The organism is Streptomyces griseoloalbus, assembly GCA_014650015.1.
Classification (GTDB): domain Bacteria; phylum Actinomycetota; class Actinomycetes; order Streptomycetales; family Streptomycetaceae; genus Streptomyces; species Streptomyces griseoloalbus.
This window is the reverse complement of the sequence record BMUD01000022.1, coordinates 38,407-56,400: the sequence shown is the minus strand read 5'-3', so window position 1 is coordinate 56,400 and position 17,994 is coordinate 38,407. Positions and strand designations below refer to the sequence as shown.

The window sequence follows — 17,994 nt, the reverse complement described above, 5'->3', positions numbered from 1 at the left end:
GGGCCCGGATGCGCGAAGGTGGGTCCATGCACGCCAAGGACATCCTCATCGACGGCTTCGGCCGCATCCGGGAAGAAGTCCACGCCGCCGTCGAGGGCCTCGGCCCCGAGGGGCTGAACGCCCGGCCCGGCCCCGACGCGAACTCCGTCGCCTGGCTGGTCTGGCACCTCACCCGGGTCCAGGACGACCACATCGCGGACGCCTTCGGCCTCGACCAGGTGTGGCTCTCCCAGGACTGGGCGGAACGCCTCGGACTCGGCCTGCCCCGCCACGACACCGGGTACGGCCACACCTCGGCGAAGGTCGCCAAGGTGCGGGTCGACTCCGGCGACCTGCTCACCGGCTATCACGACGCGGTCCACGAGCAGACCCTCGGGGCGCTGCGCGCGCTGACCGCCAAGGACCTTCAGCGCGTCGTGGACGAGGGCTGGGATCCTCCGGTGACCCTGGGCGTACGGCTGGTCAGCGTCCTGTCCGACGATCTGCAGCACGTCGGACAGGCCGCCTATGCGCGAGGGCTGGTTCGAAGCGCGGACGCGTAGCCGGGCAGCACGACGTCCCGGAGCAGGGCGGTGCGTTCGTCGAACGGGAGGAACGCGCTCTTCACGGCGTTCACCGTGACCGTACGCAGATCCTCGACGGTCCAGCCGGCCTGCTCGACCAGCAGGGACATCTCCCGGGTCATGGTGGTGCCCGAGACGAGGCGGTTGTCGGTGTTGAGGGTGACCCGGAAGCCGGCGTCCTTCAGCGCGGTGATCGGGTGCCCGGCGATCGAGTCGGCGGCGCCGGTCTGGAGGTTGGAGGTGGGGCACATCTCCAGGGCGATGCGGCGGTCGCGGACCCAGCCGGCGAGACGGCCGAGCTTGCCGGCCGCGAGGTCGGGGATGTCGTCGGTGATGCGGACGCCGTGGCCGATGCGCTGGGCGCCGCACACCTGGAGGGCCTGGTGGATGCTGGGCAGTCCGTGGGCCTCACCGGCGTGGATGGTGAAGGGCACGCTCTCGCCGCGCAGGTACCGGAAGGCGTCCAGGTGGTCGGCGGGCGGGAAGCCGTCCTCGGCGCCGGCGATGTCGAAGCCGACGACACCGGCGTCCCGGAACGCCACGACCAGGTCGGCGATCTCCCGCGTCCGGTCGAACATCCGCATGCCGCACAGCAGCGTCCCGACCCGCACCGGCGTGCCCGCGGCGGCCGCCTTGGCCATCCCGGCCGCGAGTCCCTCCTGCACGGCCTCGACGACCTCGGGCAGGGTCAGCCCGCCCCGGGTCATCAGCTCCGGGGCGTAGCGCACCTCGCCGTAGACGACACCGTCGGCGGCCAGGTCGAGCACGTACTCCTCGGCGGTGCGCAGCAGGCCCTCGCGGGTCTGCAGGACGGCGAGGGTGTGCTCGAAGGTGCCTATGTAGCGGACCAGGTCGCCGGAGCCGGCGGCCTCCACGTACCAGGCGGCCAGCTCGTCGGGGTCGGTGGTGGGCAGGGGGTGGCCGGCCGTGCCCGCGAGCTCCACCAGGGTGGCGGGACGCAGCCCGCCGTCGAGGTGGTCGTGCAGCACGGCCTTGGGCAGCCGGCGAAGGGTGTCGGTGTCGATGGGGGGCGCGGTCATGGGTGGTGCGTTCCTCGGTGATCGGGTCGGGGGGCGGGGTCACTCGGCGGGCTGGAGCAGGTCCCAGCGGTTGCCGTAGAGGTCCTGGAAGACGGCGACCGTGCCGTACGGCTCGTGGCGCGGCTCCTCCAGGAAGGTCACGCCGGCGGCGGTCATGCGCGCGTGGTCGCGGGCGAAGTCGTCGGTGTGCAGGAAGAAGCCGACGCGCCCGCCGGTCTGGTCGCCGACCCGGGCGCGCTGCGTCTCCCCCTCGGCGCGGGCGAGCAGCAGTGCCGCGCCGGTGTGCCCGGCGTCCGGTTCGACGACGGCCCAGCGGCCGCCGCCGGGCCGGGGCGAGTCCTCGGCGAGGCGGAAACCGAGGGCCTCGGTGTAGAAGCGGATCGCCTCGTCGTAGTCGTCGACGACGAGGGTGACCAGGGCGATGCGGCTCATCGTGACCTCTCGAAGGGGGGATCGACGGATGAGGTTATACGTAACACCACCGGCTTCGCCAGTCCCGCTTCCGGGAGGGGCCCCGCGTTCAGCGGATGCGGTGGCGTGTCCCGTCCAGCCGGCCCCGCTCCTCGTCGGTGAGACGCAGGGCGCCCGCCGCCACGTTGTCCGCGAGGTGGTCCGGGTCGCCGGTGCCGGGGATGGCGAGAACGTGCGGTCCCTGGTGCAGGGTCCAGGCGATCCGGACCTGGACCGGGCTCACTCCGTGGGCGCGCGCCACGGCGCGCACGTCCTCGCCGTGCGCGTCGCTCGCGCCGTGTTCCTTGCCCTCGCCGGCGACGGCGTAGTAGGGCACGAACGCGATGCCCAGGTCGCCACAGATCCGCAGGAGGTCGTCGGTGGCGGGGCTGCGGGGCGCGTCGAGGGCGTACCGGTTCTGCACGCAGACCACGGGTGCGATGGCCCGGGCCTCGGCGAGATGGCGCGGTTCGACGTTGGAGACGCCGAGGTGCCGGATCAGTCCGGCCTCCCGCAGTTCGGCGAGGGCGCCGAAGTGCTCGGCTATCGATTCCTGGCCCATCCGGCGGAGGTTGACGACGTCCAGGTGGTCGCGGCCGAGCTGGCGCAGATTCTCCTCGACGTGGCCGCGCAGCTCGTCCGGCCGGGCCGAGGTGCCCCACTCGCCGGTGTACGTCCGGTGCGGTCCGACCTTGGTGACGAGGACGAGGTCGTCGGGGTACGGCGCCAGCGCGGTGTTGATGAGTTCGTTGGCGGAGCGCAGGGCGGAGAAGTAGAAGGCGGCCGTGTCGATGTGATTCACACCGAGCTCCACCGCCCTGCGCAGTACGGCGATCGACCGGTCGCGGTCACTCGGTGTGCCGAGGTGGAAGGCGGCGCTGCCCGTCAGCCGCATCGCGCCGAGCCCGATGCGGTGGACGGGCAGGTCGCCGAGTGTCCAGGTGCCGGCCACGTCCGCGGTGATCGTTCCCGAGGTGGTCATCGGCGGAGTGTCGCACACCCGCCGCGGGGCAGCGGGGCGCGGCGTCGTCCCGGTCCCGCTCCTGCGCCCGGACCCCGGCTCCCTCTCTACGGATACGTATAGGTGTTGAGGGAGGTGACGGCTGCTGCCGGGTCGCCGAGGTCGTAGCGGTCCACGGCGAGGTAGTTGGGCTTCTTGCGGGCGGCGGGCTGGCAGAACCGGCGGGCACGGTCGGCGAGTTTGGAGTTGTCGGTGCCGGCCGTGGAGGCGACCGTGGTGTCCCGGAAGTGGTTCATGACGAACAGCGGACGGAAGCCGGGCTCGGTACGGGTCAGCGGGATGTTGGTGCCCGCGTCGTACCAGCGGCTGTAACAGGACCAGTCGGAGGTGCCGGCGCCCGAGCCCATGGACCAGTGGTTCTCCACGGTCCACTCACGCTGGTACATCACGCCGAAGCTGTCCCGGGTCAGTCCGGCGGACCGGTCCGCGGCGCGGCTGTGGTCGGAGAAGATCAGCAGCCGCTGTCCGGCAGCGGTCAGGTCGGCCATCGCCGGCCAGCCGTTCTCGCGGACGCCGGTGCGGTCCGGCCGGTAGAGCACCTCCGACAGCCCCTGGACCCGGGCCAGTTCGGCGCGCAGGACGGCAGGGTCGACGTAGTCCTCCAGGAAGACGGTCACGAACTGGTCGGGGTGGGCCCGGAGGAAGTCGACCATCCGCTGGAGGTCGACCCACAGGGCCACGGGCCTGCTGACCAGGGTGCAGCTGTTGTGGCAGAGGATCGCGCCGTCCGGTGTCTGATGGATGTCCAGCATGAATCCGCGGACACCGTCGGCGAGTTGGCGCTCGATGCCGCGGTTCTGGTTGGGGAAGAGGTTGACGAAGGGCGGGGCGAAACCGCCGTCGACCCCGTTGGCGTAGGCGTTGTGGGCGGTGAGAAAGGTGACCTGGTCCAGGGTGCGCCGGTCCTGCGGCGGCATGGGCCGCGTGGCCGGGGCGGTCGGAGTGAGGTACCAGGTGGCGAGATCGCCCGTGCCGGTGCCCACGGCGAGTCGCGCGGGGTGGTTGGCGCCGGCGGGTTTCGGGGCGACGGTGAGGCGGCGGTCGGTGCCGGGGTCGGCGAGCGTGAACCGGTCGGTGCCGACGGGGGTGATCTGCCAGCGTGCCTCCGGGCTCGCGCAGGCGACGGTGCGGGCCTGGTCGCCGCCGCGGCCGAGGCAGGTGCCGGGGCCGTCCGTGTTCTCCAGGAGGTGCCAGCCGCCGTCGGCCCGCAGGTTCCACTGCTGGCGGTCCTCGTTGCCGCGCGGCCGGTGCTGTTCGACGGCGCCGGCGTTGTCGGCGGCGTTCAGCCCGGTCGTCGCGCTCTGCACGTAGTACGTGCCGGGGGACGGGACCGCGTCGGCCCCTGCGGCGGGCGCCGGGGCCACGGCCACCGCGGCCAGCGCGGCGGCCGTGACGGTCGTGGTGAGCAGGGCGTGGGGGGTGCGCATGCTGGATGCCCTTCGTCCGAAGGACGGCCCGCGCACCTGCTGTGCGCGGGCCGGTCCCGACAGGTCGTTTAGGTCAGGTGCATGACACCACGCCCGGTGGTCGGGCGTCAGCAGTACAGGTTGCCGCCGGGTGACGTTCCGAGGATCTGGGTGAACTGCTGGTACTTCGTCACCCTGCTCTGCACCTGCGCCGGGTTCCTGCCGTCGCACTCCAGCGAGCCGTTGATGCTGCGGATGGTCTGGCCGAAACCGGCCTGGTTGACCATGGCGTTGTGCGGGGTCATCGTGCCGGGGCCGCTCTGCGTGTTCCAGTACCACAGGGCCGTCTTCCAGGCCACGGCGGCATCGTTCTGCACCAGCCAGGGGTTGTTCAGCAGGTCGATGCCGAGCGCGTCACCCGCCGCCTTGTAGTTGAAGTTCCAGCTCAGCTGGATCGGTCCGCGCCCGTAGTAGGCGGCCTGACCGGCCGGACAGCCGTAGGGCTGCCCCCAGTCGCAGTAGTGCGGGTAGTTGGCCGTGTTCTGCTCGACCACGTGCACCAGACCGCCGGTCTCGTGGCTGACGTTGGCCAGGAAGGCGGCGGCCTCCTGCTTCTTCACCGTGTCGCTGCCGGTGTTGGCGAAGCCGGGGTAGGCGCTGAGGGCGGCCGTCAGCCCGCTGTACGTGTAGAAGGGGTTCCGGTTCGGGAACATCTGGTTGAACTGAGCCTCGGTCACCACGAAGTTCCCGACGGGCGTCCCGGGGCCGTTGTCACAGGCGTACGGCTCCCAGTACCAGGTGCTGATGACCGGGTCGTAGCCCGGGTTGGCGTGCTCGGCGATGTACGCCCTGCCGTCGGTGTAGCGCACGATGTCGCCGGCGTTGTACGACTTCCCGGCCACCCAGTTCGGATAGCTGGAGCACGCGGCGGCGGAGGCGGTGGCGGCGGGGAGCAGCACCGGCGCACTGCCGGCGAGGATGACGGCGGTCAGCACGGCGGAGATGCGGCGTCTCGACAAGGGATCAACTCCTTTGCGGGACACGGCCGCTCCCGGGCGAGGACATGCCTGAGCGGCGCCTCGCCCGCACGCGCCGGCGGGGCCGGTCACGGCGTGGGGGCGGCCGTGGTGGGGGGTGTCGGGCACACTCAACCGCTTTGGTCTGTACCAGTCAAGGGTTTAGACCAGTCGTGGCGTAAATACGCGTATGGACACGTACGGCGGCGTCGTTCCGGGGAAGTGATCGCACAGCGACGGACGCGACACGAGGAGGACCATGTGACGGCAGCGGAGCACGGCACAGGCCCGGGACCGCTCTGCCTGGTCACCGGTGCGACGGGCTACATCGGCGGGCGGCTCGTGCCCGAACTCCTGGACGCCGGGTACCGGGTGCGCTGCCTGGCGCGCTCACCGGGCCGGCTGCGCGACCACCCGTGGGCGGGCCGGGCGGAGGTGGTCCGCGGCGATGTCACGGATCCGGCGTCGGTGGCCGCGGCGCTGGACGGCGTGGACGTGGCGTACTACCTGGTGCACGCGCTGGGCAAGGGCCGCGGCTTCGAGGAGACGGACCGCGCGGCGGCGCGGGTCTTCGGCGAGCGGGCACGGGCGGCGGGCGTACGACGCGTCGTGTACCTCGGTGGTCTCACCCCCGCGGGCGTCCCGGAGCGGGAACTGTCCCCGCATCTGCGCTCGCGGGCCGAGGTGGGCCGGATCCTGCTGGACTCGGGCGTGCCGACCACCGTGCTGCGGGCCGCGGTGGTGATCGGTTCGGGGTCGGCCTCCTTCGAGATGCTGCGGCATCTCACCGAGCGGCTGCCGGTGATGGTCACCCCCAGGTGGGTGCACACCCGGATCCAGCCGGTCGCGGTGCGTGATGTGCTGCGCGCCCTGGTCGGCAGCGCGGCCATGCCCGAGGACGTCAGCCGGGCCTTCGACATCGGCGGCCCGGACGTGCTCACCTACCGGGACATGATGGTGCGGTACGCGGCCGTCGCCGGACTTCCGCGCCGCGTGATCGTACCGGTGCCGGTGCTCACACCGGGGCTGTCCAGTCACTGGGTGGGCCTGGTCACCCCGGTGCCGGCGGGCATCGCGCGGCCCCTCACCGAGTCGCTGCGGCACGAGGTGGTCTGCCGGGAGCACGACATCGCGCACCACGTGCCCGATCCGCCCGGGCATCCGATCGGTTTCGACGAGGCGGTGCGGCTGGCGCTGAAGCGCGTGCGGGAGGCCGAGGTGGCGACCCGGTGGTCGTCGGCCTCGGTGCCCGGCGCGCCCAGCGATCCACTGCCCACCGACCCCGACTGGGCGGGCGGCAGTCTGTACACCGACGTCCGGGAACGGACCGTGGACGCCTCACGCGCGTCCCTGTGGCAAGTGATCGAGGGCATCGGCGGGGAGAACGGCTGGTACTCCTTCCCGCTCGCCTGGACCGTGCGCGGCCTGCTCGACCGGCTGACCGGCGGCGTGGGGCTGCGCCGGGGGCGGCGGGACGCGGCACGCCTGCGGGCCGGTGACTCGCTGGACTTCTGGCGGGTGGAGGAGATCGAGCGAAACCATCTGCTCCGGCTGCGGGCCGAGATGCGACTGCCGGGTCTGGCCTGGCTGGAAATGTACGCCGAGACGGACGGGGCCGGCCGCACCCGGTACCGCCAGCGGGCCCTGTTCCATCCGCACGGATTGCTCGGACACCTGTACTGGTGGGCCGTCGCCCCCTTCCACGCCGTCGTGTTCGGCGGCATGGCCCGCAACATCGCCCGGACCGCGGAGAGGGCAGGGCCCGCACCGGACTCCCCCGAGCTCTACACATAAGGGGAAAATAAGCGCAGAATGATACCTACGCGGCTCTTACCGCATACCGCACCAGAGCGGTCAGGCCTGCTAGTCAAAGGAGACGACCCATGGCCAACGTCTCGCACCCGCGCGGTGACATCACGAGCCACCCCGACACCCACGAAATGCGGGCACGGTACGACCGCGTGCTCGGCGGTCGCGATGTGGCCCTTGTGGACGGACCGGTGTTCCTGCTCGGTCTGTACTGCGCGGTGTCCCCGTGGATACTCCACTACACGACGAGCCAGCCCGCGCTCGTGACCCACAACTTGATCGTGGGCATCGCGATCGGTCTGCTCGCCCTGGGGTTCACCGCGGCCCCGGCGCGCATGTACGGCCTCAGCGGGGCCATGTGCGCACTCGGCGTGTGGATGATCATCTCGCCGTGGATCGTCGGCGACAACCCCGACGCCGGCGTGATCTGGAACAACATCATCATCGGCGCCCTCGCCGTGATGCTGGGCGCGGTCTGCGCGGCCACGGCAGCCAGGAGCGCTCCACGGTCGTAGGCGGGCCGTGAAAGAAGCCGAGCGCCGGTCCGCGCCCACCGCGGGCCGGCCCTTTCGCGTCCGGACGGGACCAGCCCCGCCGGCCCTCATGGCCGCCGTCAGAGGCGGGACAGCCACTGTTCGTACCAGGTCACCGTGGCGTCCAGCGTGCGGTCCAGCGGCGCGGGCCGGATGCCGAAGGTCCGCTCGAAGGCCGAGGAGTCCATGATCTGGGGCTCGGTGTGCTGGTAGAACATCTCCGCGTACTCGGCGACGAACTCCTCGTCGAACGGGCCGAAGGGGCGCAGCTCCCGGAGGACGACGACGTTCAGTGGCCGGCCGGTCCGCTTCTCGATCAGGGCGTGGACGTCGCGGGTGCTGACCGCGGGCGCGGTGGGCAGATGCCAGACCCGCCCGTCACCCTCGGGCCGTTCACCGAGGGTGGCCAGGCCGCCGGCGACGTCCTCGATGCCGGTGTAGCTGTGCGGCAGGCCGATGTCGCCCAGCCCCAGCACCTCACCGCCGGTGAGCGCGCCCGGGAAAACGGCGGCGCCGAGGGAGGAGTTGAGCACGCCCGGGCCGACGAAGTCGGCGGAGCGGCCCAGTACCACCCGGGCGCGGCCCTCCCGGTGCGCGGCGAGGTACCGCTCGTCCAGGACCGCACGCATCCGGCCCTTGCGACCGGTCGCCCGCCAGGGGGTGTCCTCGGTCATCACCGCTCCCCCCGTCTCGCCGTACGGGTAGAGCGTGTCGAGGACGACGAGCCGGGCGCCGGACGCCTCGACGGCCCCGAGCACGGCCTCCTGGATCCGGGGCATCACCTCGACCTGCAGGTGATAGCCGACGTTGACGCAGTGGTACACCACGGCCGCGCCCGCGGTGGCCGCCCGCGCGCCCTCGGCGGTGCCGACATCGGCGGCGCGGCGGCGGACGCCGTCGGGCGCGGGTCCGTCCCCCTTGCGGTCGACGAGCCGTACGGGGTGACCACGGCGGGCGAGCTCCCGGGCGAGGGCGGTTCCGGCGGGACCCGAACCGAGGACGGCGTGCAGGGGGCGGGTGTCGGGGGCGGCGGCAGGCATGACGGTCTCCTGGACAGGGGGCGCGACAGGTCGCTTATCGACTCTCGCAACTGTTAGAGACTCTAACTCTCGGGATAGCGACTATCAAGCGTCGGCTTGTCAGGCCGGGGAAGGGGAGCCGCGCCCTACCGCACCGGCCGGTACACGTACGGAGTGGTCGTGGTCAGGGCGGCGAAGCCGAGGCGTTCCAGAATGGGGCGGCTCCGGCCGGAGGCGTCGACCTGGAGGTAGCGGTAGCCGCGGTCCACGGCGATCCGGCCCCGGTGGGCCACCAACGCGCGGTAGATGCCCCGGCCGCGCCAGTCCCGTACGGTGCCGCCGCCCCACAGCCCGGCGAACCGGGTACCCGGCACCAGCTCCATGCGGGCCGCGCTCACCGGCTCGTCACCGGCGAGGGCCACGACGGCGACGACCGTGCCGGGGTCGTGGGTGAGCCGTTCGAGCAGCTGCCGGCGGAGCCGGGAGGCGTCGGCGCCGAACGCCTTCTCGTGCACATCGGCCAGCAGGTCGACGCCCGCCCGGTCGGTGACGGCCACGACGCGGACCCCCTCGGGCGGCTCGGTGTCGAGGGTCAGCTCGGCGACATCGCCGACCATGAGCGTTTCCTCCGGCCCGGGCACGAACCCGGCCGCCACGAGCCGCCGCCCGAGGTCCGCCGGCAGGTCGTGACCGTACAGCTTCCATTCGAACTCGCGTCCCAGCCCGGTGAAGTACGCGATCTGCTCCGCGATCACCGCGTCCGCGGTCGACGCCTCCAGGGCGGATCCGACGACACCGTTCCAGCCGTGCGCGGGGGCGGTCTGGCGGACCACGGCGCCGACGCGCTCGATCCGTGCGCCGGGGCCGTCGGGCCGCGCCCCCTCGCGCAGGTCACGCTCGAACAGGGCGAGTACGGCGGCGTGATCCATGCGGCCGACTCCACCACGGGGCCGAAGCAGGGGGCAACGGGATTAAGGTTGCCGTCGATCAAGCCGTCGCGAGGAGGGCCGGACCATGGTCGTGGAGGACGAGGAACTGCCGTATCTGCGCCGCTGTGTGGAACTGGCGACCGAGGCGCTGGAGTCCGGCGACGAGCCGTTCGGCTCGGTCCTCGTGGCCGGGGACGGCACCGTGCTCGCCGAGGACCACAACCGTGTGGCCTCCGGGGACCGCACCCGCCACCCCGAGTTCGAGCTGGCGCGCTGGTCGGCGGCGCATATGACCCCCGGGGAACGGGCCGTGGCCACGGTGTACACCTCCGGCGAGCACTGCCCCATGTGCGCCGCCGCCCACGCCTGGGTGGGCCTCGGACGCATCGTGTACGTCGCCTCCTCCGAGCAGCTGGCGTCCTGGCTCGCCGAGCTGGGGGTGCCCGCCCCGCCGGTGCGCACGCTGCCCGTCGCCGAGATCGCCCCGGGAGTGACGGTGGCCGGCCCCGTCCCCGGACTGGCCGAGGAGGTCAGGGAATTGCACCGGCGCTTCCACCGCGGACGCGGCTGATCCGGTCCCCGCCGAGGACCACGCCGCCCGGCGAGGCCCCGGCCGCCCGATCGTTCCGGCGGGCGGCTCAGCCGTTCATCCGCAGGCGGGCGCGTCGGCCACGGGGCGGTTCAGCCGTCCGTCCGCGGACGGGCGCGGCGGTACAGGGCGACTCCGCCCAGGAAGAGCGCGGCGCCGCTCGCGAGGACCGGGAGCGTCCGGTCGGCGCCCGTGTCGGCGAGGGCGGCGGTCTCCGGCGGCGCGCCGTGCGGCGCCGGGTCCGGGAGGGTGCGCGGCGGCGTGGACGGCTCGGGTGCGGCCGGGCGGTCGGGCCGCTCGCCCGAGGTGTTCGTGGAGGTGTTGCCGGTGGACGCGTTCCCGACGCCGGCCACGTTCACGCTGTTCCCTCCGACGTTGACCGGAAGGTCCACCGGCAGTCGCACCCCGTTGCCGGACAGCACACCCGGCGAGTCGCGCGTCTCGCCCGTGGCTTTCGCGCCGGCGGCGGGCGCGGCCGTTCCGCCCCGCTCGCCCGCGTCGTCGTTGACACACGCGTTGCCCGCGGCGGGGTTGAGGAGGCCCACCACGTTCACCGTGTTCCCGCACACGTTCACCGGGAGGTGCGCCGGGAGCCGGAGGGTGTTCCCGGACCCCGCACCGGACGAGCCGGCCGCGGCACCCTGCGCCGCGGCACCGGCGTGGGCCGGCATCGCCCCGGCCATCGCGCCCGACGCGGCGGCGACGGCGATCACACTGTTTCGGGTCACCCGTCTCATGGGTTCCCTGCCTTCCGGACATGGTCGCGGACGCTCGCCCGCACCGGGGAGAACGCGGCTGCGGCATCCGGGTTATGGCTCATCCGTATGCCGCAGTCGCTTCACCCCATCGGGCGGCGTGTCGCTCGAACTCCGGGCAAAGGCCCTCGAACTCACCGAAGGCGCACGCGTGGGCGTGGGTGCCCCGCCTGCCGCCGCGGGCCGACGGGCGGGGGTCGCGGGGCCCCCTTATGGTGAGCGAGGGCGCCGGTTCCCGGTCCGCTGTGGGGCGTCCGTGGAGGCATCGATGCTGGCCAAGCTGCTGTCCAAGCGCCCCTCGGCCCGGCGCTGCGCGGTGCGCCCCTGCGTCCGGCGCTGCGCGGCCACCGGGGCGGTCGGGCTGGCACTGCTGGGTACGGGGCTGGCGGCCACCGGCCGCGCGGATCCGGACCTCGACCGGTTCTACGACCAGAGGATCACGTGGTCGGCGTGCGAGGCCACGGACCTGCCCAAGGACATGCAGTGCGGCAGGATCACCGTGCCCCTCGACTACGCGAAGCCCGAGAAGGGCACCCTCGAGCTGGCCCTCGCCCGCTACCGGGCCTCCGACGACCCCCGCGGCTCGGTGCTGGTGAACTTCGGCGGCCCCGGCGGCTCGGGGGTGCTGGGACTCGCCCACGGCCGCAAGGACTTCCTGGGCCTGACCGACGACTACGACGTGGTCTCCTTCGACCCCCGTGGCGTCGGCCGCTCCTCACCGGTCAGCTGCGGCGCCGACGCCACCGACCGGGCGCTGGAGGCGACCGACGGCGAGGAGATGTCCGATCCGAGCGAGACACTCACGCAGCTGCGCCAGGTGGCCGCCGAGTGCGCCGAGCACTCGGGCCCCGTCCTCGCCCATATCGGCACCGTGAACGTCGCACGCGACCTCGACGTGATGCGCCAGGTGCTCGGCGACAAGAAGCTCAACTACCTGGGGTTCTCCTACGGGACCCGGCTCGGCGCGGTGTACGCCGCCCGGTTCCCCGAGAAGGTGGGCCGCATGGCGCTGGACGGGGTGGACACGCTGACCGAACCGCTGGCCGAGCAGGGGCTGGCCAGTGCCAGGGGACAGCAGACCGCGCTGGAGAACTTCCTCACGTGGTGCACGGCGGAGCTCACCTGTCCGTTCGGGCAGGACGCGCGCGACGCCCGCAAGCAGGTCGTGGACCTGGTCGACTCGCTCGACGAGAACCCGGTGCCGACCGACTTCGGTGACGAGTTCACCGGGCAGGACCTGGCCGGCGCCATCGGGCAGGGTCTCTACACCAAGGACAGGTGGCCGGTGCTGCAACGGGCGCTCGCCCAGCTGATGGAGGACGGGGACACGCGCGGGGTGGAGACCCTGGCGACCGGAGGGATGACACTCCCCGCGCCGCAGCGGGCCGACGCCCCCCTGGCCGAGGAGGAGGACGTGCCCCTGGACAACCTCCCGGCGGCGTTGATGGCGGTGAACTGCGCGGACGATCCCGACCGTCCCGCCGCCGGGCGAGTGGCCCGGGACCTGGCCCGGCTGCGCACCGCCTACGAGGAGGCCTCACCGGTCTTCGGCCGGTACCGGCTCGCCCAGGTGGTGCTGTGCTACGGCCGCCCCAAGGGGACCGACTACATCCGCGATCGGGTCAAGGACCTCGACACGCCGAAGATGCTGCTGGTCGGCACCCGGGGCGACCCGGCGACGCCCTACCGCTGGACGGTGGAGACGGCCGAGCGGCTCGGCCCCTCGGCCGTGGTGCTGGACAACCGGGGTGAGGGCCACACCGGCTACGGGGCGTCCGAGTGCGTCCACCGCACGATCGACGACTTCCTGCTGTACGGTTCCCTGCCGCGCAGCGGCAGTTCCTGCGGACCGGACGACGACGACCGCGTCTGACCGGCTACCCGGCCCCCGCGGAACCGGGCTCGCCGCCGAGGCCGCTGTGCCGCCGCAGCGTCCTCGCGGCCTCCCCGGCGTCGGGCACGGAGACGGCGAGCCGGACGAACGGCACCGGATGCCGGAGGTCCACGACCACCGCCGGCACGCCCGCCCGCACGGCCACGAAGTCCCGGCCGAAGGGATGCTCCCGCTCTCCCACGCAGAACCGTCCGGGACGACAGCGGCCGGTGACCGGCGTGCCGCGCATCGCGCGCCACCAGTCGGGTTCCACGCCGGTCGCCCTCACCTCGGACACGGGGACGCGCACCGCACGGCGGCGGGCCACGAGCGCTTCCCACCAGGACAACCGGACGACGACGGTCCGCGCGTCCGCCCGCCCTTCCACGACCAGGTGTGCCATCGACGGTCACCTCCCCCACCAGGCTGCACCCGCCACCGCCCCGGCCCCCACTTCGCGCCCGGTGACTTCGCCCCAAATGCCCTGCCGGACATTCCGCCCTATGGTGCTGTCATGGAGCACGATCTGAGTCCCGCGACCCTTGCCGAGCTTCGTCGCCCGCGCCCCTACCCCGCGGTGTCCGTGCTGACGCCGACGCACCGGCGCGAGCCCCTCAACGCCCAGGACGCGGTCAGGCTGCGCAATGTGGTGGCCGAGGCCAAGAAGAAGCTGGAGGCCGACCCCGCGGTCACCCGGGACCGGCGCACCGACGTGGCCCGGCAGCTCGACCGGGCGCTGGCCGAGGTCGACCTGGCGCACTCCGAGGACGGTCTGGTCATCTTCGCCGCCCCGGGCGAGCACCAGGTGTGGTCGCTCGCCCGGCCCGTGCCCGAGCGGGTCGTCCTGTCCGACACCTTCCTGACCCGCAACCTCGTCTCCGCCCGTACGGCGGAACGGCCGTTCTGGGTGCTGTCCGTGTCCGCCGACCGGGTCACCCTGTGGAGCGGCGGCGTGGACCGGGTCGCCGAGGAACGCGCGGGCGGCTTCCCGCTGACCCGGGAGGCGCCGAACTTCGACCCCGAGCGGCAGGAGCAGATCGGCGACCAGCCGAGCGCCTTCCGTGACGAGGGCACCCGCACGTTCCTGCGCGACGCCGACACCGCGATGGGCCGGCTCCTGCGCGTCCATCCGCGGCCGTTGTACGTCACCGGTGAGCCCGCCGCCCTGTCCCTGCTGTGCGAGGCCGGCAGTGTGGCCAGGGACGCGGTGCACATCCAGCACGGCGGGCTGGCGCACGGCACGCACGAGGCGGTGTGGCAGGCCGTGCGGCCGGTGCTCGAGGCCGAGGCCCGCAAGAGCACCGAGGACGTGGCCCGGTCCCTGGAATCGGCCCGGGGGCGCAAGGAGTTCGCGGCCGGGGTGGACGAGCTGTGGCAGAGCGCCCGGGAGGGCCGCGTCCGGCTGCTGGCCGTCGAGGAGAACTACCGGATCACGGTTCGCGACGCCGGTGACCATCTGGTCATCGCCGAGGACGGCGACCTGGACGCCCACGAGGACATCGTGGACGAGATCGTCGAGCAGTGCCTGAAGACCGGTGCCGAGGTCCGCTTCGTCCCGGACGGCACCCTTGGTGACGCGGACGGGATGGCGGGCGTACTGCGCTACTAGACCGGGGCGACCCGCCGGTCACTTCACGAACAAAGAGCCGATCGTCGAACGTGTGAATGAGCGAGAACGGTGCGCCCGACGGTACGTCACATCACTTGCGTATCATGGGAGTTGATGCGCCGATCGAGTTCTGACGTATATCCCGGGGTAACCGGGTGAAGACGGTGGCATATGCCGTCGGCACCGCCTTATCGTGTGTTGCCGAATTCCTTACAGGGCGTCGCGGGCTGTGCGACAGTCGTTACGGTCCCTCCGTCCGCCTGAAGGCCGTATCGTCCCCGCATCGGAGTGCGTCATGCCGTCCCACCTCTCCGCGGACCGCCCGGCCGCGCAGCCGCCAGGAAGCGGCCCGGTCGACGCGCTCATCTCGCAGACCCGGCGGCTCAAGGGCGAGGTGGACGCCGTACGGCGCGACACCCCGGCCGACGGAAGGGACCCGCGCGAACGCTGGCGGCGGGCGCTGTACGACCTGGCGGTGCACCAGCTCGACGACCTGGACCAGCACCTGGCGCAGCTGCGCGACGACCCGGTGCCCGTGCCGGACTCGGTCGCGCCGCCCGCACCGCGGTCCGGCTCCCTGCTCAGCCGGGTCGGCAGCGCGGAGTGGAACCTGCTGACGGACGAGGTGAGTTGGTCCACGGAGCTGTACCGCATCCTGGGCCGCGACCCGGCCGCTCCCCCGCTCACCCTCGACGAACTGCCCTCGCTGGTGCTCGACGAGGACCGGCCCGGGCTGACCGCGATGGTCACGGGCTGCCTGGTCGACGCCCGCCCCATCGACGGGGAGTTCCGCGTCGTACGCCCGGGCGACGGCGTACGGACCGTGCACATGATGGGCGAACCGGTACTCGGTGCCGACGGCAGCACCGCCTCGATGTGGGCCGTACTGCGCGACGTCAGCGAACTGCGCAGCTGCCGACGGGCGGTGAGCGAGACCCGTGACTCGCTGCACCACCAGCGGCACGCCGCCGCGCGGACCGAGCACCGGCTCGCGGTCGAGTTGCAGGAGGCCGTGCTGGCACCGCGGCGCGGCCCCCTGCGGCTCCCGCACGCCGGTTCGCGGACCCTGGACCTCGCCGCCGCCCACCTGTCGCCGTCGGCCGACGCCCCGATCGGCGGCGACTGGTACGACGCCCTCGACCTGTCCGACGGTGCGACGCTGCTCAGCGTCGGCGAGCTGACCGGGCACGGGGTCGGCGCGGCCACGGGCATGGCGATGCTGCTCGGCGCCGTGCGGGGCATGGCGATGACCGGCACCGACCCGGGCCCGCTGCTGGCCTGTCTCAACCGCTTACTGGACACCGCCACGCAGCCGGCCCTGGGCAGTGCCGTCTGCCTGCGCTACCGGCCCGAGACCCGCTCACTGCTGTGGGCGCAGGCAGGACACCCCGTCCCGCTGCTGTTCCGCGGCGGGACGGGGCGTGCGCTGGACGCCCCGCAGGGCGTACTGCTCGGCGCCACCTCGGGCGCCTCCTACGGACAGGCCGAGGAGACCCTCGAGGTCGGCGATCTGCTGCTGCTGCACACCGACGGACTGGTGCCCGGACACGCCGGAAGCACAGCCGTCCACCGACTCCTCGGCCTGGCACCCCGGTTCGCCGGGGCCGCCACCGCGCAGGACTGCGTCCGGGCGGTGATGAGGGAGTTCGGAGAAGGAGAGCGTCAGGACGACGCCTGTGTGCTCGTGGCCCGGGTCACCGCGTAGCGACCCCATGAAGACCCGAACCTTTCACGCCTGCGCGCTGGTACCGCCCTTGCCCCTGGGCTTGGGCAGCGCCAGTTTGATCTCCTCCCTGAGTTCCTGGATCTTCGGATACGAGGCGTATTCGGCGGTGAGCCGGTACATCTGGCGCAGCCGGTCCCAGGTGCGGCGCGAGGAGTTGGAGCCCATCGACATCAGGGCCAGGCGCGCGTACCGGTCGGCCTGTTCGGGGTCGTCCGCGATGAAGCAGGCGGAGGCCATGGACAGATGGTCGAAGATCTTCGACCGCTCCCGCCCGTCGACGCGCAGGGACAGGGCCTTCTCCGCGTAGTGCTGGGCGTGCGCCGCCGCACCGGGCTCGAACTCGGCCAGCGTGCGGTAGGCCAGAGCCTGCATGCCGTACAGATCCTCGTCCTTGAAGGTCTGCATCCAGTCCGGCGGCTCCAGATCGGACTTGTCGGAGACGAAGAGGTCCTCGGCGCGGCCCAGCGTGCGACGCATCGCCTGGCCCCTGCCCATGGACGCCTGCGCCCAGGCCTCGATGGTGTGGAACATCGCCCGGGTACGCGGCAGCACCTCCTCACCGGAACCGGACTGGGCGAGCTTCATCAGGTCCATCGCCTCGTCGGGCCGGCCGAGGTGCACCATCTGACGCGCCGCCCGGGACAGCGCCTCACCGGCGCGCGGCCGGTCGCCGCCCTCCCGGGCCGCGTGGGCGGCGATCACGAAGTACTTCTGGGCCGTGGGTTCCAGGCCGACGTCGTGCGACATCCAGCCGGCGAGGACGGCGAGGTTGGCGGCGACGCCCCACAGGCGCCGCTGGAGGTGGGGGGGATGGCGGTAGGCGAGCATACCGCCCACCTCGTTGAGCTGGCCGACCACCGCCTTGCGCTGGAGGCCGCCTCCGCGGGCGGCGTCCCAGGCGCGGAACACCTCCACGGAACGCTCGAGTTCCTCGATCTCCTGCGACCCGATGGGAGCGGCCTCGTAACGGTCGAACCCGGCGGGGTCGGCGTGCAGGGGGTTGTCGAGTCGGGGAGCGTCGGCGGTGAGGGCCGGATCGGTGTGCAGCCACTCGTGCATGGCACTGCTGAGTGCGGATCCCGCGGTGAGCGCGGCGCCCGCGCCCACCAAGCCGCGTCGGTTGAGCATGAGGTCCATTCCCGTGAATTCGGTGAGGACCTCGGCTGTCCGCTCGGGCGCCCACGGCACTCCGTCGGGATGTTGCGTACTCCCGTCGCGTGGCCGTTTCCCCGTACGCCCGTGCCGGACCAGACCGAGATCCTCGATGGTCACGACACGGCCGAGACGCTCGGTGAACAGAGCCGCCAGCACCCGCGGCACGGGATCGCGCGGGATCTCTCCCATGTCGATCCACCGCCGCACCCGGGAGGTGTCGGTCGCCAGCTGGGGGTGGCCCATGGCCGCCGCCTGCCGGTTGACCAGCCTCGCGAGTTCGCCCTTGGACCAGCCGGCCAGGCCGAACAGGTCCGAGAGCCGGGTGTTGGGTTGTCCGCTCACGTCAAGCCCCCAGGTTCTCGGCTGAGTTGACAGTAGCCCGGTGCGGGTTGCCGGGCGACTATTCGCCAGGGTTCGCCAGGGTGCGCCAGATGGTGTGCCAGGGGACATCGGGTGTCGAGTAGGAACGCGCCACCACGACCCCGTCGCCGCAGGAACATT

The 17,994-nt window shown here is 72.6% G+C and carries 17 protein-coding genes; 7 read left to right on the top strand and 10 right to left on the bottom strand.

Features of this window, described 5'->3' with window-relative positions; all coding sequences use genetic code 11:
- The first annotated feature begins 26 nt into the window (after positions 1–26).
- Entirely contained in the window at positions 27–542 is a 516-nt protein-coding gene (locus IE178_RS27615; protein ID WP_193514181.1) for a mycothiol transferase, read from the top strand.
- Here IE178_RS27615 and IE178_RS27610 read toward each other — a convergent pair.
- From IE178_RS27610 to IE178_RS27590, 5 genes are all read right to left on the bottom strand, one after another.
- The gene (locus IE178_RS27610; protein WP_193514180.1) at positions 506–1,603 is read right to left on the bottom strand and encodes an adenosine deaminase; all 1,098 of its coding nucleotides are present in this window, start codon (positions 1,601–1,603) and stop codon (positions 506–508) included. The genes IE178_RS27615 and IE178_RS27610 overlap by 37 nt on opposite strands.
- Before the next feature lie 39 nt (positions 1,604–1,642).
- Positions 1,643–2,035 (bottom strand): VOC family protein, encoded by a 393-nt coding sequence (locus IE178_RS27605; RefSeq protein WP_193514179.1) that lies wholly within the window; start codon positions 2,033–2,035, stop codon positions 1,643–1,645.
- A gap of 88 nt (positions 2,036–2,123) precedes the next feature.
- Positions 2,124–3,035, bottom strand: coding sequence for an aldo/keto reductase (locus tag IE178_RS27600; protein ID WP_193514178.1), 912 nt, complete (start codon positions 3,033–3,035; stop codon positions 2,124–2,126).
- An 86-nt stretch (positions 3,036–3,121) separates the two neighbouring features.
- Positions 3,122–4,501: a PI-PLC domain-containing protein gene (locus IE178_RS27595; protein ID WP_193514177.1), complete on the bottom strand. Its 1,380-nt coding sequence runs from the start codon at positions 4,499–4,501 to the stop codon at positions 3,122–3,124.
- A 107-nt stretch (positions 4,502–4,608) separates the two neighbouring features.
- Positions 4,609–5,499 carry a glycoside hydrolase family 19 protein gene (locus IE178_RS27590; protein WP_193514176.1) on the bottom strand — a complete coding sequence of 297 codons (891 nt, stop codon included), beginning with the start codon at positions 5,497–5,499 and terminating at the stop codon, positions 4,609–4,611.
- Between the two features lie 258 nt (positions 5,500–5,757).
- On the opposite strand from IE178_RS27590, the gene IE178_RS27585 reads away from it, so the two are divergent.
- Both IE178_RS27585 and IE178_RS27580 read left to right on the top strand, forming a co-directional pair.
- The gene (locus IE178_RS27585) at positions 5,758–7,290 is read left to right on the top strand and encodes an SDR family oxidoreductase (RefSeq protein ID WP_193514175.1); all 1,533 of its coding nucleotides are present in this window, start codon (positions 5,758–5,760) and stop codon (positions 7,288–7,290) included.
- Between the two features lie 89 nt (positions 7,291–7,379).
- A complete protein-coding gene (locus IE178_RS27580; protein ID WP_184761887.1) occupies positions 7,380–7,820 on the top strand; it encodes an SPW repeat protein in 441 nt (146 codons plus the stop codon).
- Positions 7,821–7,918: 98 nt separating this feature from the next.
- Here IE178_RS27580 and IE178_RS27575 read toward each other — a convergent pair whose 3' ends face one another.
- Both IE178_RS27575 and IE178_RS27570 read right to left on the bottom strand, forming a co-directional pair.
- Positions 7,919–8,878 (bottom strand): NAD-dependent epimerase/dehydratase family protein, encoded by a 960-nt coding sequence (locus IE178_RS27575; RefSeq protein ID WP_184761888.1) that lies wholly within the window; start codon positions 8,876–8,878, stop codon positions 7,919–7,921.
- 125 nt (positions 8,879–9,003) lie between these two features.
- Positions 9,004–9,786, bottom strand: a complete 783-nt coding sequence (locus IE178_RS27570; protein WP_193514174.1) for a GNAT family N-acetyltransferase — start codon at positions 9,784–9,786, stop codon at positions 9,004–9,006.
- Positions 9,787–9,871: 85 nt separating this feature from the next.
- Here IE178_RS27570 and IE178_RS27565 point away from each other — a divergent pair, with 85 nt between their 5' ends.
- Positions 9,872–10,357, top strand: a complete 486-nt coding sequence (locus tag IE178_RS27565; protein ID WP_193514173.1) for a nucleoside deaminase — start codon at positions 9,872–9,874, stop codon at positions 10,355–10,357.
- A 110-nt stretch (positions 10,358–10,467) separates the two neighbouring features.
- Here IE178_RS27565 and IE178_RS27560 read toward each other — a convergent pair whose 3' ends face one another.
- Positions 10,468–11,112: a chaplin gene (locus tag IE178_RS27560; RefSeq protein WP_193514172.1), complete on the bottom strand. Its 645-nt coding sequence runs from the start codon at positions 11,110–11,112 to the stop codon at positions 10,468–10,470.
- Positions 11,113–11,398: 286 nt separating this feature from the next.
- Between IE178_RS27560 and IE178_RS27555 the strand changes: the two genes are divergently transcribed.
- Complete coding sequence (locus IE178_RS27555; RefSeq protein ID WP_193514171.1) at positions 11,399–13,003, top strand: alpha/beta fold hydrolase; 1,605 nt, start codon at positions 11,399–11,401, stop codon at positions 13,001–13,003.
- A gap of 4 nt (positions 13,004–13,007) precedes the next feature.
- Here the strand turns inward: IE178_RS27555 and IE178_RS27550 are convergent, their stop codons facing one another.
- On the bottom strand, positions 13,008–13,406 hold the full coding sequence (locus tag IE178_RS27550; RefSeq protein ID WP_184761893.1) for a hypothetical protein: 399 nt from the start codon (positions 13,404–13,406) through the stop codon (positions 13,008–13,010).
- A 111-nt stretch (positions 13,407–13,517) separates the two neighbouring features.
- On the opposite strand from IE178_RS27550, the gene IE178_RS27545 reads away from it, so the two are divergent.
- Positions 13,518–14,612 (top strand): baeRF3 domain-containing protein, encoded by a 1,095-nt coding sequence (locus tag IE178_RS27545; protein WP_193514170.1) that lies wholly within the window; start codon positions 13,518–13,520, stop codon positions 14,610–14,612.
- A 295-nt stretch (positions 14,613–14,907) separates the two neighbouring features.
- The gene (locus IE178_RS27540; RefSeq protein ID WP_193514169.1) at positions 14,908–16,317 is read left to right on the top strand and encodes a PP2C family protein-serine/threonine phosphatase; all 1,410 of its coding nucleotides are present in this window, start codon (positions 14,908–14,910) and stop codon (positions 16,315–16,317) included.
- Between the two features lie 24 nt (positions 16,318–16,341).
- On the opposite strand, the gene IE178_RS27535 is transcribed toward IE178_RS27540, so the two are convergent.
- Positions 16,342–17,835: a DNA-binding protein NsdB gene (locus IE178_RS27535; RefSeq protein WP_184761896.1), complete on the bottom strand. Its 1,494-nt coding sequence runs from the start codon at positions 17,833–17,835 to the stop codon at positions 16,342–16,344.
- Between the last annotated feature and the right edge of the window lie 159 nt (positions 17,836–17,994).